At 71.7% G+C, this 22515-nt stretch carries 20 protein-coding genes; 6 read left to right on the forward strand and 14 right to left on the reverse strand.

The features are described 5' to 3' along the window. Positions 1 to 33: 33 nt before the first annotated feature. Positions 34 to 1365: an MFS transporter gene (locus tag ACFVJQ_RS17680; RefSeq protein ID WP_385784840.1), complete on the reverse strand. Its 1332-nt coding sequence runs from the start codon at positions 1363 to 1365 to the stop codon at positions 34 to 36. Positions 1366 to 1436: 71 nt separating this feature from the next. Between ACFVJQ_RS17680 and ACFVJQ_RS17685 the strand changes: the two genes are divergently transcribed. Beyond that, positions 1437 to 2483, forward strand: coding sequence for a GlxA family transcriptional regulator (locus ACFVJQ_RS17685; RefSeq protein ID WP_385784843.1), 1047 nt, complete (start codon positions 1437 to 1439; stop codon positions 2481 to 2483). Here ACFVJQ_RS17685 and ACFVJQ_RS17690 read toward each other — a convergent pair. The 4 genes from ACFVJQ_RS17690 to ACFVJQ_RS17705 all read right to left on the reverse strand — a co-directional run bounded on the left by ACFVJQ_RS17690 (position 2388) and on the right by ACFVJQ_RS17705 (position 6966). Then, positions 2388 to 3638, reverse strand: coding sequence for an MFS transporter (locus ACFVJQ_RS17690; protein ID WP_385784846.1), 1251 nt, complete (start codon positions 3636 to 3638; stop codon positions 2388 to 2390). The genes ACFVJQ_RS17685 and ACFVJQ_RS17690 overlap by 96 nt on opposite strands. Before the next feature lie 73 nt (positions 3639 to 3711). Beyond that, positions 3712 to 4761: a Zn-dependent alcohol dehydrogenase gene (locus ACFVJQ_RS17695; protein WP_385511019.1), complete on the reverse strand. Its 1050-nt coding sequence runs from the start codon at positions 4759 to 4761 to the stop codon at positions 3712 to 3714. A 12-nt stretch (positions 4762 to 4773) separates the two neighbouring features. Then, positions 4774 to 5922 carry an acyl-CoA dehydrogenase family protein gene (locus tag ACFVJQ_RS17700; RefSeq protein WP_385511020.1) on the reverse strand — a complete coding sequence of 383 codons (1149 nt, stop codon included), beginning with the start codon at positions 5920 to 5922 and terminating at the stop codon, positions 4774 to 4776. Between the two features lie 129 nt (positions 5923 to 6051). After that, a complete protein-coding gene (locus ACFVJQ_RS17705; RefSeq protein ID WP_385784850.1) occupies positions 6052 to 6966 on the reverse strand; it encodes an SDR family NAD(P)-dependent oxidoreductase in 915 nt (304 codons plus the stop codon). A gap of 83 nt (positions 6967 to 7049) precedes the next feature. Here ACFVJQ_RS17705 and ACFVJQ_RS17710 point away from each other — a divergent pair, with 83 nt between their 5' ends. Then, positions 7050 to 7976, forward strand: coding sequence for a cyclase family protein (locus tag ACFVJQ_RS17710; protein WP_385784853.1), 927 nt, complete (start codon positions 7050 to 7052; stop codon positions 7974 to 7976). A 417-nt stretch (positions 7977 to 8393) separates the two neighbouring features. Here ACFVJQ_RS17710 and ACFVJQ_RS17715 read toward each other — a convergent pair whose 3' ends face one another. The 4 genes from ACFVJQ_RS17715 to ACFVJQ_RS17730 form a co-directional block, all read right to left on the reverse strand. Beyond that, positions 8394 to 8876, reverse strand: coding sequence for an ATP-binding protein (locus ACFVJQ_RS17715; protein WP_385511266.1), 483 nt, complete (start codon positions 8874 to 8876; stop codon positions 8394 to 8396). A gap of 482 nt (positions 8877 to 9358) precedes the next feature. Next, complete coding sequence (locus ACFVJQ_RS17720; RefSeq protein WP_385784856.1) at positions 9359 to 10357, reverse strand: acyl-CoA dehydrogenase family protein; 999 nt, start codon at positions 10355 to 10357, stop codon at positions 9359 to 9361. Between the two features lies 1 nt (position 10358). Continuing rightward, entirely contained in the window at positions 10359 to 11492 is a 1134-nt protein-coding gene (locus ACFVJQ_RS17725) for an acyl-CoA dehydrogenase family protein (protein WP_385511025.1), read from the reverse strand. Further along, positions 11492 to 12685 (reverse strand): amidohydrolase family protein, encoded by a 1194-nt coding sequence (locus ACFVJQ_RS17730; protein WP_385784860.1) that lies wholly within the window; start codon positions 12683 to 12685, stop codon positions 11492 to 11494. The genes ACFVJQ_RS17725 and ACFVJQ_RS17730 overlap by 1 nt, the downstream gene beginning before the upstream one ends. 146 nt (positions 12686 to 12831) lie before the next feature. Between ACFVJQ_RS17730 and ACFVJQ_RS17735 the strand changes: the two genes are divergently transcribed. Beyond that, complete coding sequence (locus tag ACFVJQ_RS17735) at positions 12832 to 14340, forward strand: class I adenylate-forming enzyme family protein (protein WP_385784863.1); 1509 nt, start codon at positions 12832 to 12834, stop codon at positions 14338 to 14340. On the opposite strand, the gene ACFVJQ_RS17740 is transcribed toward ACFVJQ_RS17735, so the two are convergent. Together ACFVJQ_RS17740 and ACFVJQ_RS17745 are read right to left on the reverse strand one after the other, a co-directional pair. Continuing rightward, positions 14319 to 14831: an EF-hand domain-containing protein gene (locus tag ACFVJQ_RS17740; RefSeq protein ID WP_385511029.1), complete on the reverse strand. Its 513-nt coding sequence runs from the start codon at positions 14829 to 14831 to the stop codon at positions 14319 to 14321. The two genes, ACFVJQ_RS17735 and ACFVJQ_RS17740, sit on opposite strands and share 22 nt — an antisense overlap. 143 nt (positions 14832 to 14974) lie before the next feature. Beyond that, a complete protein-coding gene (locus ACFVJQ_RS17745; protein WP_129797461.1) occupies positions 14975 to 15355 on the reverse strand; it encodes an STAS domain-containing protein in 381 nt (126 codons plus the stop codon). 313 nt (positions 15356 to 15668) lie between these two features. Here ACFVJQ_RS17745 and ACFVJQ_RS17750 point away from each other — a divergent pair, with 313 nt between their 5' ends. Then, positions 15669 to 16250 carry a sigma-70 family RNA polymerase sigma factor gene (locus ACFVJQ_RS17750; protein ID WP_385784867.1) on the forward strand — a complete coding sequence of 194 codons (582 nt, stop codon included), beginning with the start codon at positions 15669 to 15671 and terminating at the stop codon, positions 16248 to 16250. After that, complete coding sequence (locus ACFVJQ_RS17755; protein WP_385784870.1) at positions 16247 to 17716, forward strand: zf-HC2 domain-containing protein; 1470 nt, start codon at positions 16247 to 16249, stop codon at positions 17714 to 17716. Before ACFVJQ_RS17750 ends, ACFVJQ_RS17755 begins: the two co-directional genes overlap by 4 nt. Before the next feature lie 114 nt (positions 17717 to 17830). Here ACFVJQ_RS17755 and purU read toward each other — a convergent pair whose 3' ends face one another. Next, positions 17831 to 18712: a formyltetrahydrofolate deformylase gene (gene purU, locus ACFVJQ_RS17760; protein WP_385511031.1), complete on the reverse strand. Its 882-nt coding sequence runs from the start codon at positions 18710 to 18712 to the stop codon at positions 17831 to 17833. A 59-nt stretch (positions 18713 to 18771) separates the two neighbouring features. Further along, positions 18772 to 19290 carry a hypothetical protein gene (locus tag ACFVJQ_RS17765; RefSeq protein ID WP_385784873.1) on the reverse strand — a complete coding sequence of 173 codons (519 nt, stop codon included), beginning with the start codon at positions 19288 to 19290 and terminating at the stop codon, positions 18772 to 18774. Between the two features lie 117 nt (positions 19291 to 19407). Here ACFVJQ_RS17765 and ACFVJQ_RS17770 point away from each other — a divergent pair, with 117 nt between their 5' ends. After that, positions 19408 to 20715, forward strand: coding sequence for an ABC transporter substrate-binding protein (locus tag ACFVJQ_RS17770; RefSeq protein WP_385511032.1), 1308 nt, complete (start codon positions 19408 to 19410; stop codon positions 20713 to 20715). Between the two features lie 26 nt (positions 20716 to 20741). Here ACFVJQ_RS17770 and ACFVJQ_RS17775 read toward each other — a convergent pair whose 3' ends face one another. After that, a complete protein-coding gene (locus ACFVJQ_RS17775) occupies positions 20742 to 22484 on the reverse strand; it encodes a hypothetical protein (protein WP_385511033.1) in 1743 nt (580 codons plus the stop codon). Positions 22485 to 22515 lie beyond the last annotated feature (31 nt).

A 22515-nucleotide genomic window follows, 5' to 3' on the forward strand; every position in this document is an offset into this window, starting at 1 on the left:
CCGTGCCGCACGACGGACGACAACCGCACGCCCTCAGGCCACCGCGACGGCCCCCGCCGCCGGCCGTCGCCGGATCACCAGCGCCATCAGCGCCGCCGCCGCGCACAGTGCGCCGGACGCGTACCAGACCACGTCGTACGAGCCGAAGACGTCCCGCGCGACGCCGCCCAGGAAGGCGACGACCGCCGCGCCGACCTGGTGGGAGGCGAGTACCCAGCCGAAGACGATGGCGCTGTCCTCGCCGTACTGCTCCCGGCACAGGGCCATGGTGGGCGGCACGGTGGCGACCCAGTCGAGGCCGTAGAAGACGATGAAGAAGAGCATCGGCGGGTGCACGCTGGGCGCGAGCAGCATCGGCAGGAACAGGAGCGAGATGCCGCGCAGGGCGTAGTACACGGCCAGCAGGCGGCGCGCGTCGAAGCGGTCGGTGAACCAGCCCGAGGCCACCGTGCCGACCACGTCGAACACCCCGATGACCGCGAGCAGCGAGGCCGCCGCCGTGATGGGCATGCCGTGGTCGTGGGCCGCCGGGACGAAGTGGGTCTGGATCAGGCCGTTCGTGGAGGCACCGCAGATCGCGAAGGTGCCGGCGAGCAGCCAGAACGGGCCGGTGCGCACCGCGGACAGCAGAACGGTCACGGCGCGGCGGGCGGCGCCCGGCACGGGAGCCGGCTTGGGCACGAACTCCTTCGCGCCGTACGGCTTCAGGCCCACGTCCGCCGGGTGGTCGCGCAGCAGCAGCCAGACGAACGGGACGACGGCGAGGGCGGCAAGGGCCACCGTGACGGCCGCGGGGCGCCAGTTGTGCGTCTCGACGATCCAGGACAGCACGGGCAGGAAGATCAGCTGGCCGGAGGCCGAGGCGGCCGTGAGGATGCCGGTGACCAGGCCGCGCCGTTCGGTGAACCAGCGGTTGGTGACCGTCGCCGCGAACGCCAGCGCCATCGAGCCGGACCCCAGCCCGACCAGCAGGCCCCAGCACAGCAGCAGCTGCCAGGCCGCCGTCATCCACACCGTGAGCCCCGAGCCGAGCGCGATCACGGTCAGCGCCACGGCGACGACCCGGCGGATGCCGAAGCGGTCCATCAGCGCGGCCGCGAAGGGGGCGGTGAGCCCGTACAGCGCAAGATTGATCGAGACCGCGGCGCCGATCGTGCCGCGCGACCAGCCGTACTCCTGGTGCAGCGGGTCGATGAGCAGGCCGGGCAGGGAACGGAAGGCGGCCGCGCCGATGATGGTCACGAAAGTGACGGCGGCGACGAACCAGGCACGGTGCAGTGACATTTTGCGGCTCCGCCGCAGGCGCCGCTTCTTGCTGGTACCGGATTCCTCTACGGCTGTGGTGGCGTCGGTTGTCTGGGTCACGCCATAGAGCATCCGGTCTGCGATCACTCCGATCGAGTGGCCCGAAGGACAGCATTCACTAGGATCGGGCCATGACCATCGAGCGGCACACCGAGCAGCACACCGGGGAAGACTTCCGTCCGCACCGCGTCGTCGTCCTCGCCATGGACGGCGCGCTGCCCTTCGAGCTGGGCATCCCGCACCGCATCTTCGGACGCCCCAAGGACGCCGCGGGGCGCCATCTGTACGAGGTCGTCACCTGCTCGATCCGGCCGCCGGGCCCGGTCCGGACGGACGCCGACTTCGACATCATGGTCGCGAACGGCCCGGAGACCCTGGCCACCGCCGACACCGTGATCGTCCCGGCGTCGTACGAACTCGGCCCGGTCTTCGAGCAGGGCGTGCTCACCCCCGAGCTGGCCGCCGCGCTCGCACACATCCGCCCCGGCACCCGGCTCGCCTCCATCTGCACCGGCGTCTACGTCCTCGCCGCCGCCGGCCGCCTCGACGGCCGGCCCGCCACCACCCACTGGGCCGACGCCGAGCGTCTCCAACGCCTGTTCCCGCAGATCAAGGTGGACGCCGACGTCCTGTACGTCGACGACGGCGACGTCCTGACCTCCGCGGGTGTCGCGGCCGGCGTCGACCTGTGCCTGCACATCGTGCGCCGTGACCACGGCACCGCCGTCGCCAACGACGTGGCACGCCGCACGGTCGTACCGCCGCACCGCGAGGGCGGCCAGGCGCAGTTCATCCAGCGCCCGATGCCGGAGCCACAGCTGGCCACCACGACCACGGCCCGCGTCTGGGCCCTCGGCCGCCTCCACGAGCCGATCCAGTTGCGCGACATGGCGGACCAGGAGTCCATGTCGGTCCGCACCTTCACCCGCCGCTTCCGCGAGGAGGTCGGCATCAGCCCGGGCCAGTGGCTCACCCAGCAGCGAGTGGAACGCGCCCGGCACCTGCTGGAGACCACCGGCCTCTCCGTCGACCAGGTCGCCCGGGACGCCGGCTTCGGCACGGCCCAGTCGATGCGGCAGCACCTACAGGCGGCGCTCGGTGTCACACCCTCCAGCTACCGGCGCACCTTCCGCGCCGGCAGCGACGGTGTCAACGGGCAGGTCTCCAGCGGCACTTGAGCGGTCCCGCCGACCCTCTCCCCACCAGCCGAGCGCCGTCAGCAGCAGGGTCAGCAGCACGCCGGCCAGGATGGCCGTGGACGGCGCCACCAGCTGGAGCAGGCCGCCGGCGAGGGAACCGGCCGCCGCGTACCCCGCGCCCGCGGCCGCGTACATCACGGAGTAGCCCGCGGCCACGGCACCCGGTGGCACGGCCTCGCGCAGGGACAGGTTGCGGGTGATCAGCGCGCCCGACTGAAGCGTGCCCGCCAGAACGAGGGCGACCGCGATCCCGGCCGCCCCCGGTATCAGTGCGGCGAGGGTCACGAAGACCGACATGCCGCACATCAGCACCACACTGCGCGCCCGGAGCCGCCCCGGCCACGGCCGGAGGCCGTACAGGAACGCGCCGACCGCCGCTCCCACCGCCAGCCCCGCCAGCATCGGCCCGGACCAGCCGACACCGATGCCGCGCTGCTCCAGCAAGGCGGGCAGGGTGAGTTCGGCCAGGCCGAGCAGGGTGAGACTGGCCGCGCCCGTGACGTACACCGGCCAGGCGCGTATCAAGACCCTGAACCGCCCTGCCTCCCCATCCTGCTCCCCCTTGCCCCAACCGGCCGGCAGCAGCCAGTGGCCCGCGATCGACGACGCCATCAGGGCGGCCCCGAGGAGCAGCGGCACCCGGGGCGCCACCCCGAGGGCGAGGCCGGCGACCGCAACCGGGGAGACGGCCCACACGCCCGACATCAGCATCGACTCGGCGGACAGCGCCTGCGCCACGGCACGCTCCGGAACCAGCGAGGTCAGCAGCGCCCGCTGCCCGCCGGCCGCAGCGGCGGGAGCCGCACCGGCCAGGAACGCGAACGCCCCCAGCACGACGGGGTGTGCCCCGGCCAGCACCCCGAGCCCCGCGAACCCCGCCGCCCCGCCCGCGAGCCCGAAGGCCAGGTGCCGACGGCCGTGCGCCGGGTCCAGCCGCATTCCGAGCACCGGCGCCCCGATGATCTCGCCGATCACATAGGCCGCCGCGAGCGCCGCCCCCAGCGAATAGCCACCGGGCCGCTCCCGCACCAGGAACACCAGGGCCAACGGCGCCATGGCGACCGGCATACGGGAGGCGACGGCGGTGCAGGCCCAGATCAGGACCTGCTTGGAGGCCACGTCTCGATAGGTCATGCGTCGACGCTAAGGGCTGGGACCGACAGCGCCCCAGGAGTTTTCCGGCGCCTGTGGAAAACCTCTGGCATGTTCAGAAGGTCAGCACCCCCCGAGCCACCTTCCCCGCCTCCGCATCCGCCGCCGCCCGCTCGAACTCCTCGACGGGATAGGTCTGCGTCACCAGCTCATCGAGCAGCAGCCGCCCGTCCCGGTACAACTCGGCGTACAGCGCGATGTCCCGCTGCGGACGCGAGGACCCGTAACGGCACCCCAGGATCGACTTGTCCAGGAACATGGACGCCACGACGAAGGACGCCTCCGCCCCGGCCGGCGGCATACCGAGCAGGACCGCCTGCCCGTGCCGGTCCAGCAGATCGACCGCCTGCCGGACGAGCTCCACCCGCCCGACGCACTCGAAGACGTGATCCGCCCCCGTGGGCAGCAGCTCCCGCACCCCCTCCGTCGAGGTCAGGAACTCGGTCGCCCCGAACTGCCGCGCCACCGCCTCCTTGGCCGGATTGGCATCGACGGCGACGATCCGCAGCGCACCCGCGATCCGCGCCCCTTGAAGCACATTGAGCCCGATCCCACCGGTCCCGATCACGACCACGCTGTCCCCGCGGTCCACCTTCGCCCGGTTGAGCACGGCCCCGACCCCGGTCAGCACCCCGCACCCGATGAGCGCGGCCGAAGGCATGGAAATGTCCTTCGGAATGCGAACCACCTGCACGGCCTTGACCACGGTCCGCTCGGCGAACGCCGAGTTGCACGCGAACTGGAAGACAGCACGCCCACCTTGCGTGAACGGCTGCCCGGGCCGCCCGATCGCCCGCCGGCACATGGTCGGCCGCCCCCGGTCACAGTCCGCGCACGTACCGCAGTTGGCAAGCGTGGACAGAGCCACATGATCCCCGACCGAGACATGTGTGACCCCGTCCCCCACCGCCTCCACCACACCCGCCCCCTCATGCCCCAACACCACAGGCACAGGAAAGGGAATGGTCCCGTCCACCACGGACAGATCGCTGTGGCACAGCCCGGCCGCCGAGATCGCGACCCGCACCTCACCGGGTCCGGGATCCCGTACCTCCAGATCGTCCACGACCTCGACCCGCTGCCCGTCGAACACCACGCCCCGCATCACACCGCCCCCTCAGCCCTTCGGTTCCCTCGGCAGGCCGAGCGCGCGCTCGGCGATGATCGTGCGCTGGATCTGGTCCGAGCCGCCGTAGATGGTGTCGGCCCGGGAGAACAGGAACAGGTGCTGCATCGCGTCGAGTTCGTACGGCGCCGAGTCCGACCAGTCCGCCGGCCCCACCCCGGCCGCCGCACCCCGCACCTGCATCGCCAGCTCCCCGAGCCGCTGGTGCCAGCCGCTCCACAGCAGCTTGGCCACGCTCGACGCGCCCGGGTCCGCCGAACCGCCCAGTGTCCGCAGGGCGTTCCACCGCATTGTCCGCAGCTCCGCCCACTGCCGGACGAGCCGCTCCCGTACGACCGGATCGGCCACCGAACCCGAGGCGAGAGCCGCCCGCACCACCCGCCCCAGCTCCTCGGCGAACCCGATCTGCTGGGCCAGCGTCGAGACCCCGCGTTCGAACCCGAGCAGGCTCATGGCGACCCGCCAGCCGCCGCCCTCGCCGCCGACGACATGCTCCACGCGCGCGTGCGCCCCGTCGAAGAACACCTCGTTGAAGTCGCTCGTGCCGGTCATCTGGCGGATGGGGCGGACCTCGATCCGGCCCGGCTGGTCCATGGGCACCAGCAGGAAACTGAGCCCGTGGTGGCGTCGCGAGCCGGGTTCGGTGCGGGCCAGCACGAAGCACCAGTCCGCCTCGTGGGCGAGCGAGGTCCAGATCTTCTGGCCGGTGATCCGGTACGACGTGCCGCCCGGCTCGCGTACGGCCGTCGTGCGCACTCCGGCCAGGTCCGAGCCGGCGTCCGGCTCGCTGTAGCCCTGGCACCACAGTTCGTCCCCGGCGGCGATCGGGGGGAGGAAGCGGGCCTTCTGCTCCGCTGTGCCGTGGGCGATGAGGGTGGGGGCGAGGAGGTTCTCGCCGATGTGGCCGGAGCGCGGCGGTGCGGGCGAGCGGGCGTACTCCTCGGCCCAGGCGACCTGCTGGGTGAGGGTGGCGGTGCGGTTGCCGTAACCGGGTTCGGGCCAGCCGAGGCCTATCCAGCCGGATTTGCCGAGGGTACGTTCCCAGGTACGGCGGTCCGGGGTGCCGTCGGCATGGGCAGCGAGCCATTCTCGCGCCTCGGCTCGAAATGCCTCGTCCTCTGCCGTGAATCCAAAGTCCACGGGGTCTCCTCTCAGCATGGGGTGCGTCCAGCGACCCCAGGGGCGCGGGGCTGTGACATATGCGGCTCTGCCGTGTGGGTCCGACCAGCCACGACGAACCCGCAGCCGCCGTACGACGCATCCCCCGAGCTACTGGGCGTTCGGCCGGCCCCCCTCTCGCGCCGCCCTCTCCATCCCCGCCAACTGCGACAGCATCGGCATCGGATCCACCCCCACCGTCCCCGGCAGGAAGTCCGCGATCCGTTCCGGCGTCCAGGAGCCTTCGGCGTACGCGGCGCGCAGCTCCCTCGGCTGGGCCCAGACGGCGATCTTCGGGCCGGCGATCGTGTACACCTGCCCGGTGATGCCGGCCTCCCGCGCCCGCTCCGACAGCAGGTAGGCCACGAGCGCGGCGACGTCCTCCGGCTCGCCGATCTCCGCCAGCTCCATCGGCACGTTCGCCGACATCCGCGTACGAGCCACGGGCGCCACGGCATTCGCGGTCACCCCGTACTTGTGCAGGCCGAGCGCCGCGCTCCGCACCAGCGAGATGATTCCGCCCTTGGCCGCGCTGTAGTTGGCCTGCGAGACGGACCCCTGGTGGTTGCCGCTGGTGAAGCCGATCAGGGTCCCCGACCGCTGCTTGCGCATCACCGCCGAGGCCGCCCGGAACACCGTGAACGTCCCTTTGAGGTGGGTGGCGACGACCGGGTCCCACTCCTCCTCGGTCATGTTGAACAGCATCCGCTCGCGCAGGATCCCGGCGACGCAGACGACGCCGTCGAGCCGTCCGTACGACGACAGCGCCGCGTCGACCACCCGCTGACCGCCGGCCATCGTGGAGATGTCGTCGGCCACCGCGACCGCGTCGCCGCCCGCCGCCGCTATCTCCTTGACCACGGCCTCGGCGACCTCGCTGGTCGGGGAGGCACCGTCGACGGCCACCCCGTAGTCGTTGACGACGACGCCCGCTCCCTCGGCGGCCGCCGCGAGCGCGACCGCCCGCCCGATGCCCCGTCCGGCCCCGGTCACGGCGACGACCTTGCCGGCCAAGAAGTTCCCCACGCCCGGCCCCTTCCCGCAGTTTCTGACGACCCGTTAGATTTTTGTCCCGCCAGACGCCTGGAGACAAGCCCCGGGGAGGGCTCATGTCACTGCCGGTCGAGTTCCACGACATCGCGGGGCGCGTGAACAACTGGGGCCGCTGGGGGGCGGACGACGAGCGGGGGACGCTCAACCTGATCACCGACGAGGTGGTCCGTGCGGCCGCCGCCGAGGTCCGCACGGGACGCCGCGTCCCCCTCGCCCTGCCCCTCCAACAGGACGGCGTACAGACCGGGATGATCCCCGGGCGGGTCAATCCCCTGCACGTCATGGTGCAGATCAACCAGGAGCTGTTCGGGCCGGGCACGGTCGCGTGCAGCGACGACGCCGTGACCATGGGCCTGCAGGCGGCGACCCACTGGGACGCGCTGACCCACGTCTCGCACTCGGGCAGGCTCTACAACGGCCGCCCGGCCGACACCATCACCCCCCACGGCGGCGCCGAGTTCAGCGGTATCGACAAGGCGCGGCACATCGTCTCGCGCGGGGTACTCCTGGACGTCGCCCGCGCGCGAGGGACGGACCGGCTCCCGGGCGGGCATGCGGTCACTCCGGAGGATCTGGACGCGGCCGAGGAACTCGCCGGTACGCGCGTGCGTGCCGGCGACATCGTCCTCGTACGGACCGGGCAGGTGCAGGTCTGCCTCGCCGGTGACAGGCACGGATACGGGTATCCGTCGCCGGGTCTGTCGATCCGGACTCCGGAGTGGTTCCACGCGCGCGATGTGGCGGCCGTGGCGAACGACACGCTCACGTTTGAGATATTTCCGCCCGAGATCGAGAATCTCTGGCTTCCCGTGCATGCGCTGCACCTGGTGGAGATGGGGATGCCACAGGGTCAGAACTGGAATCTCGAAGAGTTGTCCACAGCCTGTGGACAAACGGGCCGCTACACGTTCCTGCTGTCGGCGATGCCCGAACCGTTCGTCGGCGCGACCGGGACGCCGGTGGCGCCGGTCGCGATCCTGTAGATGATCCGGGGATGAGTCCGGCTGGCGACGCGCCAGCGCCCGCCCCGAGCACCGCACCACGCGCCGCCATCCGACTCCGGCGTACCCGCCCCGATCCCTCCTGGCCCTGAGAGAACCGACGCCGAATCGCGACCCGCACTCGTCGAGGACTCCCGTCACCGAAACCCTCGTCGTCCCCTCGCGGCGAATCGCTGACCAACAGCGTGATCAACCCGTCACGTGACGTCAACACCCGTTCGGAGATTTACGACTTACGCCCTTTTTGACGCAGGCGCGCATGGAAGCACATCCCGGCGCGCCGCCCCTCACCCGACCCGAAAAGCCCGGCGCCGCTGCAACCGTGCCCCCGACCTGCCCCGCCCCCGACCCGACCTGCCCCGACCTTTGCGGAAACCGGCACAACCGGACCCGGTCGCCTCACACCGCCTCGTAGGCCAGCCCCTCGTACCCCTCGAAGTCCTCGTACCCGGAAGCCCGGCCACCCCCGCATGCCACCGCGGCCGTCCGGGACTCGGCGCAGCGGTCCAGTTCGCACCAGATGTGCTTGCCGGCGCCCTCGGGGCTCCAGCCCCAGCGGTCGGCGAGGCCGTCGACGAGCGCCAGGCCGCGGCCGCCGGTCTCTTCGCCGTCCACCCACCGGGGCAGCGGGGCCCGTGTGCTGCCGTCGGCCACCTCCAGGCGGACGGTGGCCGGTTCGGCGGTCGGCTGGGGCAGGGACAGCCTCAGAACGGCCGGACAGCCGGTGTGCACCACGGCGTTGGTGACCAGTTCGGAGACGAGCAGGACCAGGGTCTCGGCAAGCGGTTCGTCGGCCTCTATACCGGACCCGGCGAGCCGTGAGCGCGTCCATCTGCGGGCGCGCCCCACTTCCGCGGGGTCGGGCCGGATCTCCAGCTGCACTTGAAGCACCTGCACCGCTCACACCATCCGAACCGGTGGACACAAAGGCTCGCGCCTCACGAGGGCCACGATCGTAGCCATTTTCTGCATGACCAGAACAACAGCGAGGGCAGGGTTCACGGAACGTGATTCCCTTACGAACCAGCATGGTTGACGTACAGTCACCCCAACAAGCGCTTCGGGCATATTCCAGCGCGAAGGAGTACCCGTGCGGCATACTGTGCGACGCTCGTCGCGGGGGGTCGAACAGGCGGTGGAACAGGGCCTTCCCGCCGGGCGAGCAGCGGCGCGCACTGCTGGATCCGGAGCCGCCCCAGGGGCAACACCGGCACGGCTCGCGCTCGGAACCACTCGCATCCCACACAAGGTACCGGAGTGGACCTTCGACTCCGGGACGTGACGAGTCACACCTGGGACACAAGGCGATATCAACGCTCAGTGATACCGGTATGCCACAATCCGCGACACGCGCGGCGGCCTGTTCACCGAGTCCGCAGCCCAGCGCCGTGTCGGTCCATCCCGGTTGACAGGTCCTGCGCCAAGAGCTCCTCACTCTCCGTGCCGCCGCCCGCACGATGGGTTCGCACCCAGGCGCGCTTCAGATGCAGATGCACCTCCGCCTCCCAGGTGAAGCCCATGCCGCCGTGCACCTGGAGGCAGTCGCGGGCACCGCGCACGGCCGCCTCGTCGGCGAGCAGCCGGGCCGCGGCGATGTCCACGGGGTCGGCGGTGACGGCCGCCGCGTACACGGCGGCGCGGGCCACCTCCACGCGGACCAGCATCTGCGCACACAGGTGCTGTACGGCCTGGAAGGCGCCGATCGGACGCCCGAACTGCTCGCGGGTACGGGCGTGTTGCACCGCGAGCTCACAGGTGCGGGCGGCGCTGCCGAGCTGCTCGGCGGCGGTCAGGAGCACGGCCATCGGATCCGCCGCGCCCAAGGGGGTCGGCTCCGCGCGCAAGGGCGTGCGCGAACCCTTCGCCCCAGGCGGTCTCGTCGCGCCGCGCCCGCCTGCCACCACCGCGGCCCCGGCCGCCTCCGGCACACGATGCAGCGGCGTGAGCGGGTCCACCGACCGTAGTGGTACGGCCCCGTGCGCGTCCCCGCGCACGACGTCGGCCTGCGCCAGCCACTCCACCAGCCCGCCGCCGTCGACCGCCGCCACGACGACCGAGCCGTCGGCCGCCCCCGGCACCGCGCCCGCCGCGAGATGCGTGGCCAGCAACGGGCCCGGCAGCAGGGCCCGTCCGGCCTCCTCGAAGGCCAGCACTGCCTCGGCCGGCCCGAGTCCGACCCCGCCGTCCGCCTCGGGCAGTCGTAGCGCGAAGAACCCCGCCGCACCCAGCTCGCGCCACAGCCCCCGGTCCAGGACAGGCGCTTCCACGGCCGCCCGGAGCGCCTCGCCGTCGAAGCGCCGCGCGAGCAGCTGCCGTACGGCGTCCCGCAACGCCCGCTGTTCCTCGGTCGGTTGGAAGCGCACGTCAGCGTCCCTTCGGCAGCCCGAGGATCCGTTCGGCCACGATGTTGTGCTGGATCTGCGAGGTGCCGGCCGCGATGGTGTACGACAGCGACGACAGCCGGTCGGGCACCCACGGCCGGTCCAGGTCGAGCGACTCGGCGCCCAGGACGTCGGCCGCGGCGTCGTACAGCTCCTGACGCGCGTGTGAGTACCTCAGTTTGAAAACCGAACCCCCCACGCCGGGCACCCCGCCCGACGCCTCCGCCTCGCTCACGTTCCACTGGGTCAGCCGCCACAGCGCCCGGAACTCCGCGTTCAGCCGCCCGAGTCGCCGCCGCAGCACCGGATCGTCCCAGCGTCCGTTCGCGCGCGCTTGCCCTGCCAGCTCCCCCAGTACGCGCCGGCAGGCCACCACCTCGCCCACGAACGCCGTCCCCCGCTCGAACGACAGCGTCACCATGGTCACCCGCCAGCCGTCGTTCTCGTCCCCAACCCGGTTGGCGACCGGCACGCGCACGTCGTCGAGGAACACCTCGGCGAATTCGGCCGACCCCGCGAGCGTCCGCAGCGGCCGTACGGTGATGCCCGGCGCGTCCATGGGCATGGCCAGCCAGGTGATCCCGCGGTGCCTGGGCGCCTCCGGGTCCGTCCGCACCAGCAGTTCGCACCAGTCGGCGACCTCGGCGTGCGAGGTCCAGATCTTGGACCCGCTCACCACGTAGTCGTCGCCGTCCCTACGCGCGCGCGTGCGCAGGGCCGCGAGGTCGGATCCGGCGTCCGGTTCGCTGAAGCCCTGGCACCACACCTCCTCGCCGCGCAGGATGGGCGGCAGCCAGCGCGCCCGCTGCCCGGCCGTGCCCTCGGCCACGATGGTCGGCCCCGCGTGCAGCAGCCCGACGAAGTTGGCCCCCACATAGGGGGCGCCCGCTTTTTCCGTCTCCTCCAGGAAGATCAGCCGCATGGTCGGGGAGGCGTCCCAGTGGACGTCGGCGTATCCGGCGTCGTACAGCATCCGCTGCCACCCGAGGTCGTAGGCCCGCCGGGCGGGCCAGTCGGCGGGGGACGGTTTCGGCGGCAGCGTGGGCAGCACCTTGCCCAGCCACTCCCGCAGGCGCTCCCGGAAGTCCTCCTCCTCGGGCGTGTACGACAGGTCCATCAGCGGTCCAGGTCGAGATCCAGCATGCGGATCGCGTTGCCCCGCATCAGCTTGTACACCGTCTCGTCGTCGAGGCCCTTGACGTGGTCGAGGGCCACCTCCTTGGTGTGCGGGAAGGTGGAGTCGACGTGCGGATAGTCGGTCTCGAAGGTGGCGTTGTCGCGCCCCACGACGTCCAGCGAGGCGATGCCGTGCTTGTCGCGGAAGAAGCAGCAGTAGATCTGCCGGTAGTAGTACGTCGACGGCGGCTCGGGGATGGTGTCGCGGACGCCGCCCCAGGCGCGGTGCTCCTGCCAGACGTCGTCGGCGCGTTCCAGGGCGTACGGGATCCAGCCCATCTGCCCTTCGGAGTAGGCGAGCCTGAGCCTCGGGAACTTCACGAGCACGCCGCTGAACAGGAAGTCCATCATCGAGGCCATGGCGTTGTTGAAGGACAGCGAGGCCTGGACGGCGGGCGGGGCGTCGGGGGACGCGGCCGGCATCTGCGAGGACGAACCGATGTGCATGTTGACGACCGTCCCGGTCTCCTGGCAGACCGCGAAGAACGGGTCCCAGTAGCCGGAGTGGATGGACGGCAGCCCCAGGTAGGTGGGAATCTCGGAGAAGGTCACCGCCCGCACTCCGCGGGCCGCGTTCCGCCTGATCTCCTCCGCCGCCAGCTCGATGTCCCACAGCGGGATCAGGCACAGCGGGATGAGCCGGCCGCCGCTGTCCCCGCACCACTCCTCGACCATCCAGTCGTTGTAGGCGCGCACACAGGCCAGTGCGACCTCCTTGTCGTGCGCCTCGGCGAAGGTCTGTCCGCAGAAGCGCGGGAAGGTCGGGAAGCAGAGGGACGCCTCGACGTGGTTGAGGTCCATGTCCCTGAGCCGTTCGGCGGGGTCCCAGCAGCCCGGCCGCATCTCCGCGCGCGTGATGCCCTCCAGGGTCATCTCGTCGCGGTCGAAGCCGACGGCGGCGATGTTGCGCTTGTACGGGAACTTCAGGTCCTCGTAGATCCACCAGTCGGTGGGCGGGCCGTCCGGGTCCATGGTGATCTGGTACTTGCCGCCGACGTAGGCGAGTTCGCCGATCCCGGCGGTGAGGGGCTTGGGGCCGCGGTCGCGGTACTTCTTCGGCAGCCAGGTCTCGAAGAGGTGCGCGGGTTCGATCACATGGTCGTCGACGCTGATGATGCGGGGCAGTTCGGTCATGGGTCCCCTCCGCGGAGATACGGATCTGATGCTCCGTCAGATAGCGCGCTGAGGGAAGGCTAGTCCCGCACCCCTGGACCGACAAGGCACCGAGCCCTACGCTCACCCCATTATCTGACTGACCGTCAGCTGAACAGGGGGCCGACGTGAACGACACCGCGCACGCGCTCAGCACCTCCCGCACCCTCTGGGACCTGCTCGTCCGCCGCGCCGACCACACCCCCGAGCGCCCCGTCCTGCTCCAGGACGACCGCTCGGTGAGCTTCGGCGCGCTGCGCGAGGGCGCCGAGCGGGCGGCGGCCGGTCTGTACGGCATGGGGGTGCGCCCCGGCACGGTCGTCGCCTGGCAGCTGCCCACCCGCATCGAGACGGCGGTGCTGTCCTTCGCGCTGGCCCGCCTGGGGGCCGTACAGACGCCGCTCATCCCGTTCCTGAGGGACCGCGAGGTCGGCTTCGCGCTGCGGGAGTCGCGGGCCGAGTACCTCGCCGTACCGGGCGAGTGGCGCGGCTTCGACCACACGGAGATGGCCCGCCGGCTCGGCGCGAAGGGGATCTTCGAGGCGTACGACGACCTGCCCGACGGCGATCCGTCCGTGCTGCCCCCGCCGCCGGCGCAGGGCACGGAGGTCCGCTGGATCTACTGGACCTCCGGCACTACCTCGGAGCCCAAGGGCGTCCTGCATACGGACCGTTCGCTGATCGCGGGCGGCTCCTGCCTGGCACACGCCCTGCGGCCCACCGCCGAAGACGTGGGGTCGATCGCGTTCCCGTACGCGCACATCGGCGGCCCCGACTACATGGTGATGCTGCTGCTGTACGGCTTCCCCGCGGTGCTGGTCGAGCAGTTCGCGCTGCCTCAGGCGCTGGCGGTGTACCGCAGGCACGGAGTGACGCTGGCCGGCGGGTCGACGGCGTTCTACTCGATGTTCCTGGCCGAGCAGCGGGGGCAGCCGGACACACCGGTCGTGCCCACCCTGCGGCTGCTCGCCGGCGGCGGGGCACCGAAACCGCCGGAGGTCTACCACGCCGTCGTACGCGAGATGGGGGTGCAGCTCACCCACGGCTACGGGATGACCGAGGTCCCGATGATCACGATGGGGGCGCCGGACGACACGCCCGAGAACCTGGCCACCACGGAGGGCCGCCCGCCGGACGGCATGGAGATACGGATCGTGGACGGGGAGGTGCGGCTGCGCGGGGAGGCCGTGTGCCAGGGCTATCTGGATCCGGCGCAGACGGCGGAGGCCTTCGACGCGGAGGGCTTTCTGCGCACCGGCGACCTCGGGCATCTGACGGAGAGCGGGCATCTGGTGCTCACCGGCCGCCTCAAGGACGTGATCATCCGCAAGGGCGAGAACATCTCGGCCAAGGAGATCGAGGACCTGCTGCACCGGCATCCGGCGGTCGCGGACGCGGCGGTGATCGGGCTGCCGGACGCCGAACGCGGTGAGCGGGTCTGCGCGGTGGTCGAACAGCCGCCGGGGGCCGACGCGCTGACCCTGGAGGCAGTGACGTCGCATCTGCGCGCGGAAGGGCTGTCCGTGCACAAGCTGCCGGAGCAGCTGGAGGTGGTGGACGCCCTTCCGCGGGGCGAGACGCTGCGCAAGGTGCTGAAGTACAAGCTGCGGGAACGCTATTCAGGCACGGTGAAGTAACGGGCGAAAGCGGGCACGATCTCCACCTCGCTCACCTTGCCGTCACCGTCCGTGTCGAGGGCGGCGGCCGCGGAGTGCGCGATGTTCTCCGGCACGCCGAGCACCTTCAGAACACGTGCGGTGTCCGTGACGGTGGCGGCTCCGTCGCCGTCGGTGTCCGCCACGGCGACGGCGGCGTGCAGGAACGGGCGGGCGATCTCGGCGAACCGGTCCGGGTTGTCGCGCAGTCGCTTGACCGCGCCGTTCACGAACTCCTCGCGGGTGATCCGCTGGTCACCGTCCCGGTCCGCAATCCCGGCCATGCCCTGCCAGAAGGCCTCGGCGCCGACGTACAGCGCCTGCCCCTTGTCGGACCGGGCCGCGGTGCCGAACTCCGCGAGCAGCGCCTTGGCCGCACCGCTGAAGTCCTCGCGGTCGATGTAACCGTTGCCGTCCTGGTCGAAGGTGGCGAACCGGGCCGCAATCCTGCGCTCGTACTCGCTGCTGACCATGTCTTTTCGGGCCGCCTCACGTCATCTCGGGGTGTATCTCGCACGGAGCGTACGACGTCGGGGGCGGTCCCGGAGCGGGAAACCGACGGTTGTGCCAAGACCGGGGGAATTCTGGAACAACGATGTGAACGACGTGGCAGAGGTCACGCCGAGAGGGGACGCGCCTCGTCGGACGTCGCGGACGGCAGATCCGCGTGCACGTCGAACAGCCTGCGCACACCCAGCGCACCGAGGACGCGGTTGACATGAGAGCCGTCGGCCGCCCCCTGAGCCGGAAGTATCAGACGGAGCCGTCCCTGGCAGGAGCGCAGCAGACGGCGGGCGGCGATGAGCACGCCGACACCACTGGAATCGCAGAACCAGACCTCGGAGAGGTCGAGGACGAGACTGTGGCGGCCCTCGGCCACCAGATCGTGCACCCGCTGACGCAGCACGGGTGACGTCACCAGGTCCAGCTCGCCCGACACCTGGAGCACGGCCCATCGGCCCTGCTCGCCGCCGGTCACATTGAACGCCACCACCATGCCCTTCGCTCGCCGAAACGGAAGCAACCCCTACGCTTCCTCGCAGCGCGGCTGCCCAGCGGCCGTTCCCTGAAACACCTCACTGAAAACGAAATCCGAACGAAAAAGGCTTGTTTCAGTCGCAATCGATCCTGTTCGATCAGGCCTGAGCGCATGGTGACGGGGTAGACGCGGCGTAAGTCCACTATCACCAGCGGCTTGTCGGGGAGCGCACATTGCCACAAAGGGGCGTGCGCTGTCGGACGTGCCGACTACATTCGAGGTGGCGACGGACACACGCTGGACACCGGGACGGAGCACGGGGAGGGGCCGTATGGCGAAGAAGGACGCACCGCCCCGCTGGGACCGCAAGATGCAGCAGCGCCTCGCCCGCGGTGAGGCCGCGGCCCTCGGTGAGCTCTACGACCGGTTCGCCTCCCTCGTGCACGGCCAGGCCCACCGCGTACTCGGCGACGAGCACGCCGCCGACGGCATCACCCGTGAGGTCTTCGCCCACCTCTGGGAGCACCCGGAGGCCTACGACCCCAAGCAGGGCCCCCTGCGCTCCTGGGTCGCCGCGCTGACCCACCGGCTCGCCGTGCAGCGGCTGCGTGCCACCGAGGCCGCCGTGCTCGCCGAGAGCGGCCACGACTCCTCCGAGGACCTGGAGCGCAAGGTCCGCCAGGCCTACGTCGCCGCCCGCGCCGACTACATCGTCCAGTCCATGCCGGCCCCGCTGCGCGCAGCCCTGGAGCGTGCCTACTTCCAGCGCCGCGACTACCGCCAGACCGCGACCGACCTCGGCGTCACCGAGGACGAGGCCCGCCGCAGGCTCCGCCTCGGCCTGCAACTGCTCTCCACGGCCCACGACGCCGGCACGCCCGGGGCGCCGCCGGGATACGGGGGTGCGGTGTGACGGAGGCGGACCGCTTCGGGGCGTACGACGAGCATGAGGGGTTCGGGGAGCAGGAGGACGACGGGAAGTACGAGGAGTACGGCGGACACGAGAGGTACGGCGGACACGAGGAACACGGCGAGCACGGCGATTCCGGCAACGGAAAGAAGGACGACCCGGACCCGCCCCACGGCACCCGGGACGGCGGCGCGCCCGAGGGGCCGGACGGCCCCGGCGACGGCGACGACCACACCCCCGGACCCGGCCGGCAGCCGCCCCGCATACCCATGCCGCGCGCCTCGGTCGAGGACAGCGGACGGCCGCTGCCCGCCCTCGACGACCTGCGGGCGGCCATGCCGGACCCCGCGCCCCTCGTACTGGAACACCACGTCCTGAAGTCCCTCCTCGGAGCGTGGGCGCTGGCCGCTTGCTCGGCCGAGGAGACAGCGGCCGTCGAGGACCACCTCGGCACCTGCGGAAGCTGCGCGGACGAGGCACGACGGCTGCGCGAGGCGGTCGGCCTGCTGCAGCGCCCGGACAGCCTCGACCTCGACCCCGGCCTGCGCACCCGCGTCCTGGCCGCCTGCCTCGACCGGCGGCCACCGCGCATCCCGGTTCCCGAGTGGGCGAGGCCGTACGACGCCGAGAGTGCGCGGCTCGACGCCCTGCTGCAGGACTTCGGGGACTCCGAGTGGCATGCGCCGGTACGGCTGCGCTGGTTCGACGGTGCGCAGGCCCTGAGCCGCCGCACCACCGTCGCGGGAGTCATCGCGCACCTGCTGGCGGTCGACGGGATCGTCGCGCTCGCCCTCGGGCTCGACGACCCGCTCGGCGACACCGACGCCGATGCTCCGACGCCCGCCGGCCGCACGGAGGCGTACTGGCGTGCCTCGCACTTCCCGCCGACCCGCTCGGTGCGGGGGCCCTGGCGGGAGCAGAGCCACGGCATCGTGCGGACGGTGTCCTTCACCGGCGGCGGCGCGGGGAAGCTGGCGGTGTCGTACGGCGACTTCGAGCTGCCGCTGCACGACGCGATGATCGACCGGGCGTTCGAGTGCTGGGTGCATGCGGAGGACATCGCGGACGCGGTGGACTACCCGTACGAGCCGCCGTCCCCGCGCCATCTCCACCGCATGATCGACCTCGCGGCGCGTGCGCTGCCGGGTGTGCTGGCCGAGCGGCGTCGGTCCGGTCTCGCCGCGCCCGCCCGCACGCCGCGGCGGCTCGTACCGGCCGGTGAGCCCGGCCGGACCCTGCGCCTGGAGATCGAGGGCTCCGGGGGCGGGGAGTGGCTGATTCCGCTCGACTCGCCGGCGGCGGTGGGCTCTGGGGAACACGAGGTGGCCCATGTCGCTCTGGACGGCGTCGAGTTCTGCCGACTGGCCGCGGGCCGTGTTCCTCCGGAGGAGGCGGCAGCGGGGCAGGTCGGTGACCGGGAGGCGATCAGGGACGTGCTGCTTGCGGCGGCGGCGTTGAGCCGGATGTAGGCGTCAGTCCGCGGGCAGTCGTGCCGCTGGGGCGGCACGGGTGGGCGCGGGCGGCACCCCGTCAACGCCGGGCTGCGCGACCACCCCCCGGCACGACTGCCCGCAGCTGAGTGCCTACGCGAACACCACCGTCCGCCGCCCGTTCAGCAGAATCCTCCGCTCCGCGTGCCACTTCACGGCCCGCGCCAGCGCCTGGCACTCCACATCCCGCCCGATACCGACCAGTTGCTCCGGCGTGACGCCATGGCCGACCCGCTCGACCTCCTGCTCGATGATCGGCCCCTCGTCGAGGTCGGCGGTGACGTAGTGCGCGGTCGCACCGATCAGCTTCACGCCCCGCGCATGCGCCTGGTGGTACGGCTTCGCGCCCTTGAAGCTCGGCAGGAAGGAATGATGGATGTTGATGATCCGCCCGCTCAGCTGCTTGCACAGGTCGTCGGAGAGGACCTGCATGTAGCGGGCCAGCACGACCAGCTCCACACCCTCCTCGCGCACGATCTGCAGCAGCCGCGCCTCGGCCTCGGCCTTGTTGTCCTTCGACACCGGAATGTGGTGGAAGGGAATGTCATAGGAAGCCACGAGCTCGGCGAAATCGGTGTGATTGGACACCACCGCCGCGATCTCCACCGGCAGCGCCCCGATCCGCGCCCGGAACAGCAGGTCGTTCAGGCAGTGCCCGAACTTGCTGACCATCAGCAGGACCCGCATCTTCTCCTCGGCCCGGTGGAGCTGCCAGTCCATCCGGAAGGAGTCACCGATCGCCGCGAAGCTGGCCCGCAGCTTGTCCACCGTCACCGGAGCGTCCGCCGAGAAGTGGACGCGCATGAAGAACAGTCCCGTGTCGTGGTCACCGAACTGCTGGCTGTCCTCGATGTTGCAGCCGGTCATGAACAGGTAGCTCGACACGGCGTGCACGATGCCCTGCTTGTCGGGGCAGGACAGCGTGAGGACGTACTGGTCGGCCGGGGCCGCGGCTCGGTTGGACTGCTCGTTCATGCAGGACAGGGTCCCACACCGGGCTCGGCACCAGGCAAGTCGTCCGGCGGCCGGACGAGCTACGCCGACCGCGTGAGTATCCGCAGCACCTCGAGCGTGCGCGGCGGCGCGTCCGGGTCCTCGCCGTCGCTCACCGCCATCCGCACATGGGCGTCCCGCGCGGCCCGCACCGCCTCCGGCCACGCCGGGTGCTCGACGTAGGAGGACACCGGCGCGTCCGGCCCGACCTGGTGCATGATCCGCAGCACCCGCAGTACGGCGGTGTCGACGAGCGCCGCCTCCTGCGAGTCGCGGAAGATCGTGCCGACGTACTTCTCGGCGGACCAGTGGTCGAGCCAGGTGTCCTCGACGAGCCGGTACACGGCGTCGGTGACGTCCCCGTACCCCTCGACGCCCGCCAGCCAGACGTCCCGCTGGAACGCCGGATCGGAAAGCATGTGCAGCGCGGAGCGCACATTGCTGCGCCAGCGCCACCACGGCATGTCGTTCAGAGGCATGTCGCCCATGGTGGATGAGCGACGCCCGCGGCGGGAAGAGTTCGCCGAACCTTGTACACCTTGCACACCTTGCACGGTCATCGATCGTACGTTCCTCGCCACGCGCCGTTCACCACCCCCCGCAATTCACCTTTACGTCACCAGGCGTTGACCAAGGGTCACTCCTGGGTTAGCAATGTGTCGGAATCGTGCGGGTGCATGACCGGCAGGCGACGCATCCGCAGCACCTTCCTCCCCGCCCTCCTCAGGCGGCCCGCCAGAGCCATCCGCACAGCGGGCGCCCTGGTGGTGTGCGCGTCGCTCGCCGCCGGTTGCGGGATCATCCCCGGCACCGGGGGAGCCGGGGACGACCCGATCACCGTCATGACGTGGGCGCCGCAGAAGACCAACGCCACCAACAAGCCCGGCATGCCGGCCCTCGCGCTCGCCTACGCCCGCCACGTCAACTCCCACGGCGGCATCAACGGCCGCAAGCTCCGGGTCCTGCTCTGCAACGACCACAACGACAGCGTGGACGCCGCCAAGTGCGCCCGCCGTGCGGTCAAGGAGAAGGCCGTCGCGGTCGTCGGCTCCTACAGCCAGTACGCCGACTCCTTCTTCCCGATCCTGGAAGGCGCGGGCATACCGTACATAGGGGGCTACGGCATCACGAACGGTGAGTTCACCAGCCCCCTGTCCTACCCCGTCAACGGGGGCCAGCCCGCGCTGCTGGCCGGCCTCGGCAGGGAGCTCGCCAGGACCTGCGGTCCGGTCGCGCTGGTCCGGCCCGACACCATCGCGGGCGACGAACTGCCCACCCTGATCAACTCGGGCCTGCAGGCGGGCGGCCACAGCACGGCGAGCGACCTGCGCGCCGCGGAGGACGCCACCGAGTACTCGACGCCCTCCGAGCGGGCGCTGGACCAGGTCACGACGGACCTGACGGAGACGGGCTGCGTGGTGCCCGCGCTCGGCGACCGCACCAGCACCTTCATGGACTCCTTCCGGCGCGCCCGTGAGAACTACCCCGAGGTGCGCACCGGCACCGTCCTCGGCAGCGTCGACCAGACGGTCATCGACGCGACCGGCGGCGCGTCGAGCCCGTACGAGGGGGCGTACATCACCGGCTGGTACCCGGTGGAGACCGACAAGCGCTGGGACGAGATGAAGAAGGTGATCCGCGAGCAGGCCTTCACCGACACCCGTATCGACCCCGCGGACGCCGGAGTGCAGACCACCTGGATCGCGTACACCGTCCTGGAGGCCGTGGTGAAGTCGCTCGGCGACAGCGACGTGACCGCCGACTCCGTACGACGCACCCTGGACGACGGTTTCAAGGTCACCACGGGCGGGCTCACGCCGACGCTGCAGTGGCAGTTCCAGGACGTGCTGGCCTCGGTGGGCTTCCCGCGCCTGGTCAACACCGACGTGACCCTGCAGGTCGTGCGGGAGGGCCAGCTGGTCGCGGCCAGGAAGGGCTTCATCGACGTGACGAAGACCCTGCAGGGCGCCGACGCGAACACCTGAGCCCGCGGTGGCGCCCCGCGCCGGTCTCACAGCTGGGTCGGGCGACGCTCGGTCAGGCCGTACGTCTTCGCGATCGCGTTCCACAGCTTGGCCGCCTCCGCCTTCTGTGTGCTGGCGGTGCCGCTCTCCCGGTTGCCGGCGGCGGTCTGGCCGGTGTTGCGGGCCTGGCCCTTCTTGCAGAGCTTGCCCCGCTGGCCGGCGACCTGGTCGGCCCACGCGGCGTAGTGGTTGTCGGCGGCGGCCGACGCCTTCCACGCCTCGTTGAGGGCGGTGGTCAGCGCTGCGTGGTTGGGCAGCTTGTCGACGGACAGCTCGGACAGCTGGGTGACCAGGCCGTTGCGTTGCCCGGCCGCGTCCCGCAGGTCCTTGGCCGCCTGGGCCAGGTTGCTGCAGGACTTCACGTCGTTGACCGCGTTGATCACCGTGGTCCGGCTGTCGCCGCTGTCGGCGAGCAGCTTGTCCAGGGCGATGGCCTGCTGTTCGGCGGGATCGACGGACGGCGAGGCGGATGTCTCGCCGGTCGCGGGCGCCGTGGCGGAGACGGTTTTGGGGTCCTTGTCCTCTTCGCCGCTCCCGGTGGCCAGCAGCGCGCCGGCGCCGATGCCCACCACGGCGATGCCGATGCCGCAGGCCGCGATGAGCGGCACGCGCGAGCCGGTACGGCCACCGCGGCCGCCGCCGTCCCGGGCCGCACGCCGGCCACCGGCCGGGCCGGGACCGTCGTACGACGGCTGCGCGACGTGGCCCGCCGGCTGCGGTTCCGGGAAGCGGGGCAGCTGCTGCGTCGCCGCGGCCGGGCTGTCGCCGCCCGGCCCGCTGCGGAAGAGGTTGTCGAACTCGGCGGGCGGCTGCCGGTCCCCGGACGGGGCACCGGGCGTCTGACCGGGCACGGGCGCGATGTACTGCGTGGCCTCGGCGTCCGGACCGGACGCCGACGGCAGCGGACCGGGCGCATTCCGGGCCCGCCCGAGGTACTGGGTCGTCTCGGACACCCCCTCGCCAGACCCTCCGGCCGGCATCTCCGGCGGCAACGCCCCCGGCCCGACCGGCGGCAGGTACTGCGTCGCCCCCTCGTTCCCGCCCGCGGCGACGGGCGGCAGATACTGCGTGGTCCCTTCGTTCCCGGGCGCGGACGCGACGGGCGGTATGTACTGGGTGGCGCCTTCGTCGGGGCCGGAGGCGGGCGGCAGGGGGGTGCGGGGGCCTGCGGGGGGCAGAGGGGCGCTCTGGCCCTGCGAAAGGGCGGGGCCGCCGGGGTTGGTGGGGGGCATGGGGGTGCCCTGACTTGCGGGTGGCAGCGAGGCGCCTGTGCCGCTCGTCGGCGTGGGGTACGCGTCCCCTCCGGCGCCGGGGGTCGGGTACGTGCCGTACGCACCCTGTGCGTCGGTGCCGTACGCCTGGCCCGGTGCCCCCTCGGGTGGGAGCGGGCCCGGCTGGGACGGTACGGCGGGCGAGGTGTCCGGTGTGGTCCAAGGGGCCGGCTCCGGTGCGCCCCACGGCTCCGCGGGCGGCGTCTGCCAGCCCTGGCCCGGCGGCGGGGCCGGGGCCTGGTGCTGGTCGGGGCCCCACGGCTGGCCCCAGGCCTGGCCGCCGGGCGGGGCCGACGCCGGGATCCGACCGCCGGGGGCAGCCTGCTGCGGGCCGGCAGGCCGGTCGGCGGGTCCGCCCGTCATGCCCGGCAGCAGCGGCTCGCCACCGTCGGAGGGCAGCACGATGCCTTCGTGCGCGGGCCGCGCCGAGGGCTCCTCGCCCTGTCCACTCTGCGTCACCGGGACTCCTACGAATGGGGGACCTTCGGAA

The organism is Streptomyces sp. NPDC127197, assembly GCF_042672405.1.
GTDB classification, from domain to species: domain Bacteria; phylum Actinomycetota; class Actinomycetes; order Streptomycetales; family Streptomycetaceae; genus Streptomyces; species Streptomyces flavusporus.

Bases quoted from the DNA above. Each gene is read 5' to 3' on its own strand.
- ACFVJQ_RS17685 (WP_385784843.1), top strand. From the start codon at position 1,437: ATGACCATCGAGCGGCACACCGAGCAGCACACCGGGGAAGACTTCCGT.
- ACFVJQ_RS17690 (WP_385784846.1), bottom strand. From the start codon at position 3,638: ATGACCTATCGAGACGTGGCCTCCAAGCAGGTCCTGATCTGGGCCTGC.
- ACFVJQ_RS17695 (WP_385511019.1), bottom strand. From the start codon at position 4,761: ATGCGGGGCGTGGTGTTCGACGGGCAGCGGGTCGAGGTCGTGGACGAT.
- ACFVJQ_RS17710 (WP_385784853.1), top strand. From the start codon at position 7,050: ATGTCACTGCCGGTCGAGTTCCACGACATCGCGGGGCGCGTGAACAAC.
- ACFVJQ_RS17725 (WP_385511025.1), bottom strand. From the start codon at position 11,492: ATGGACCTGTCGTACACGCCCGAGGAGGAGGACTTCCGGGAGCGCCTG.
- ACFVJQ_RS17730 (WP_385784860.1), bottom strand. From the start codon at position 12,685: ATGACCGAACTGCCCCGCATCATCAGCGTCGACGACCATGTGATCGAA.
- ACFVJQ_RS17740 (WP_385511029.1), bottom strand. From the start codon at position 14,831: ATGGTCAGCAGCGAGTACGAGCGCAGGATTGCGGCCCGGTTCGCCACC.
- ACFVJQ_RS17745 (WP_129797461.1), bottom strand. From the start codon at position 15,355: ATGGTGGTGGCGTTCAATGTGACCGGCGGCGAGCAGGGCCGATGGGCC.
- ACFVJQ_RS17750 (WP_385784867.1), top strand. From the start codon at position 15,669: ATGGCGAAGAAGGACGCACCGCCCCGCTGGGACCGCAAGATGCAGCAG.
- purU (WP_385511031.1), bottom strand. From the start codon at position 18,712: ATGAACGAGCAGTCCAACCGAGCCGCGGCCCCGGCCGACCAGTACGTC.
- ACFVJQ_RS17765 (WP_385784873.1), bottom strand. From the start codon at position 19,290: ATGACCGTGCAAGGTGTGCAAGGTGTACAAGGTTCGGCGAACTCTTCC.
- ACFVJQ_RS17770 (WP_385511032.1), top strand. From the start codon at position 19,408: ATGACCGGCAGGCGACGCATCCGCAGCACCTTCCTCCCCGCCCTCCTC.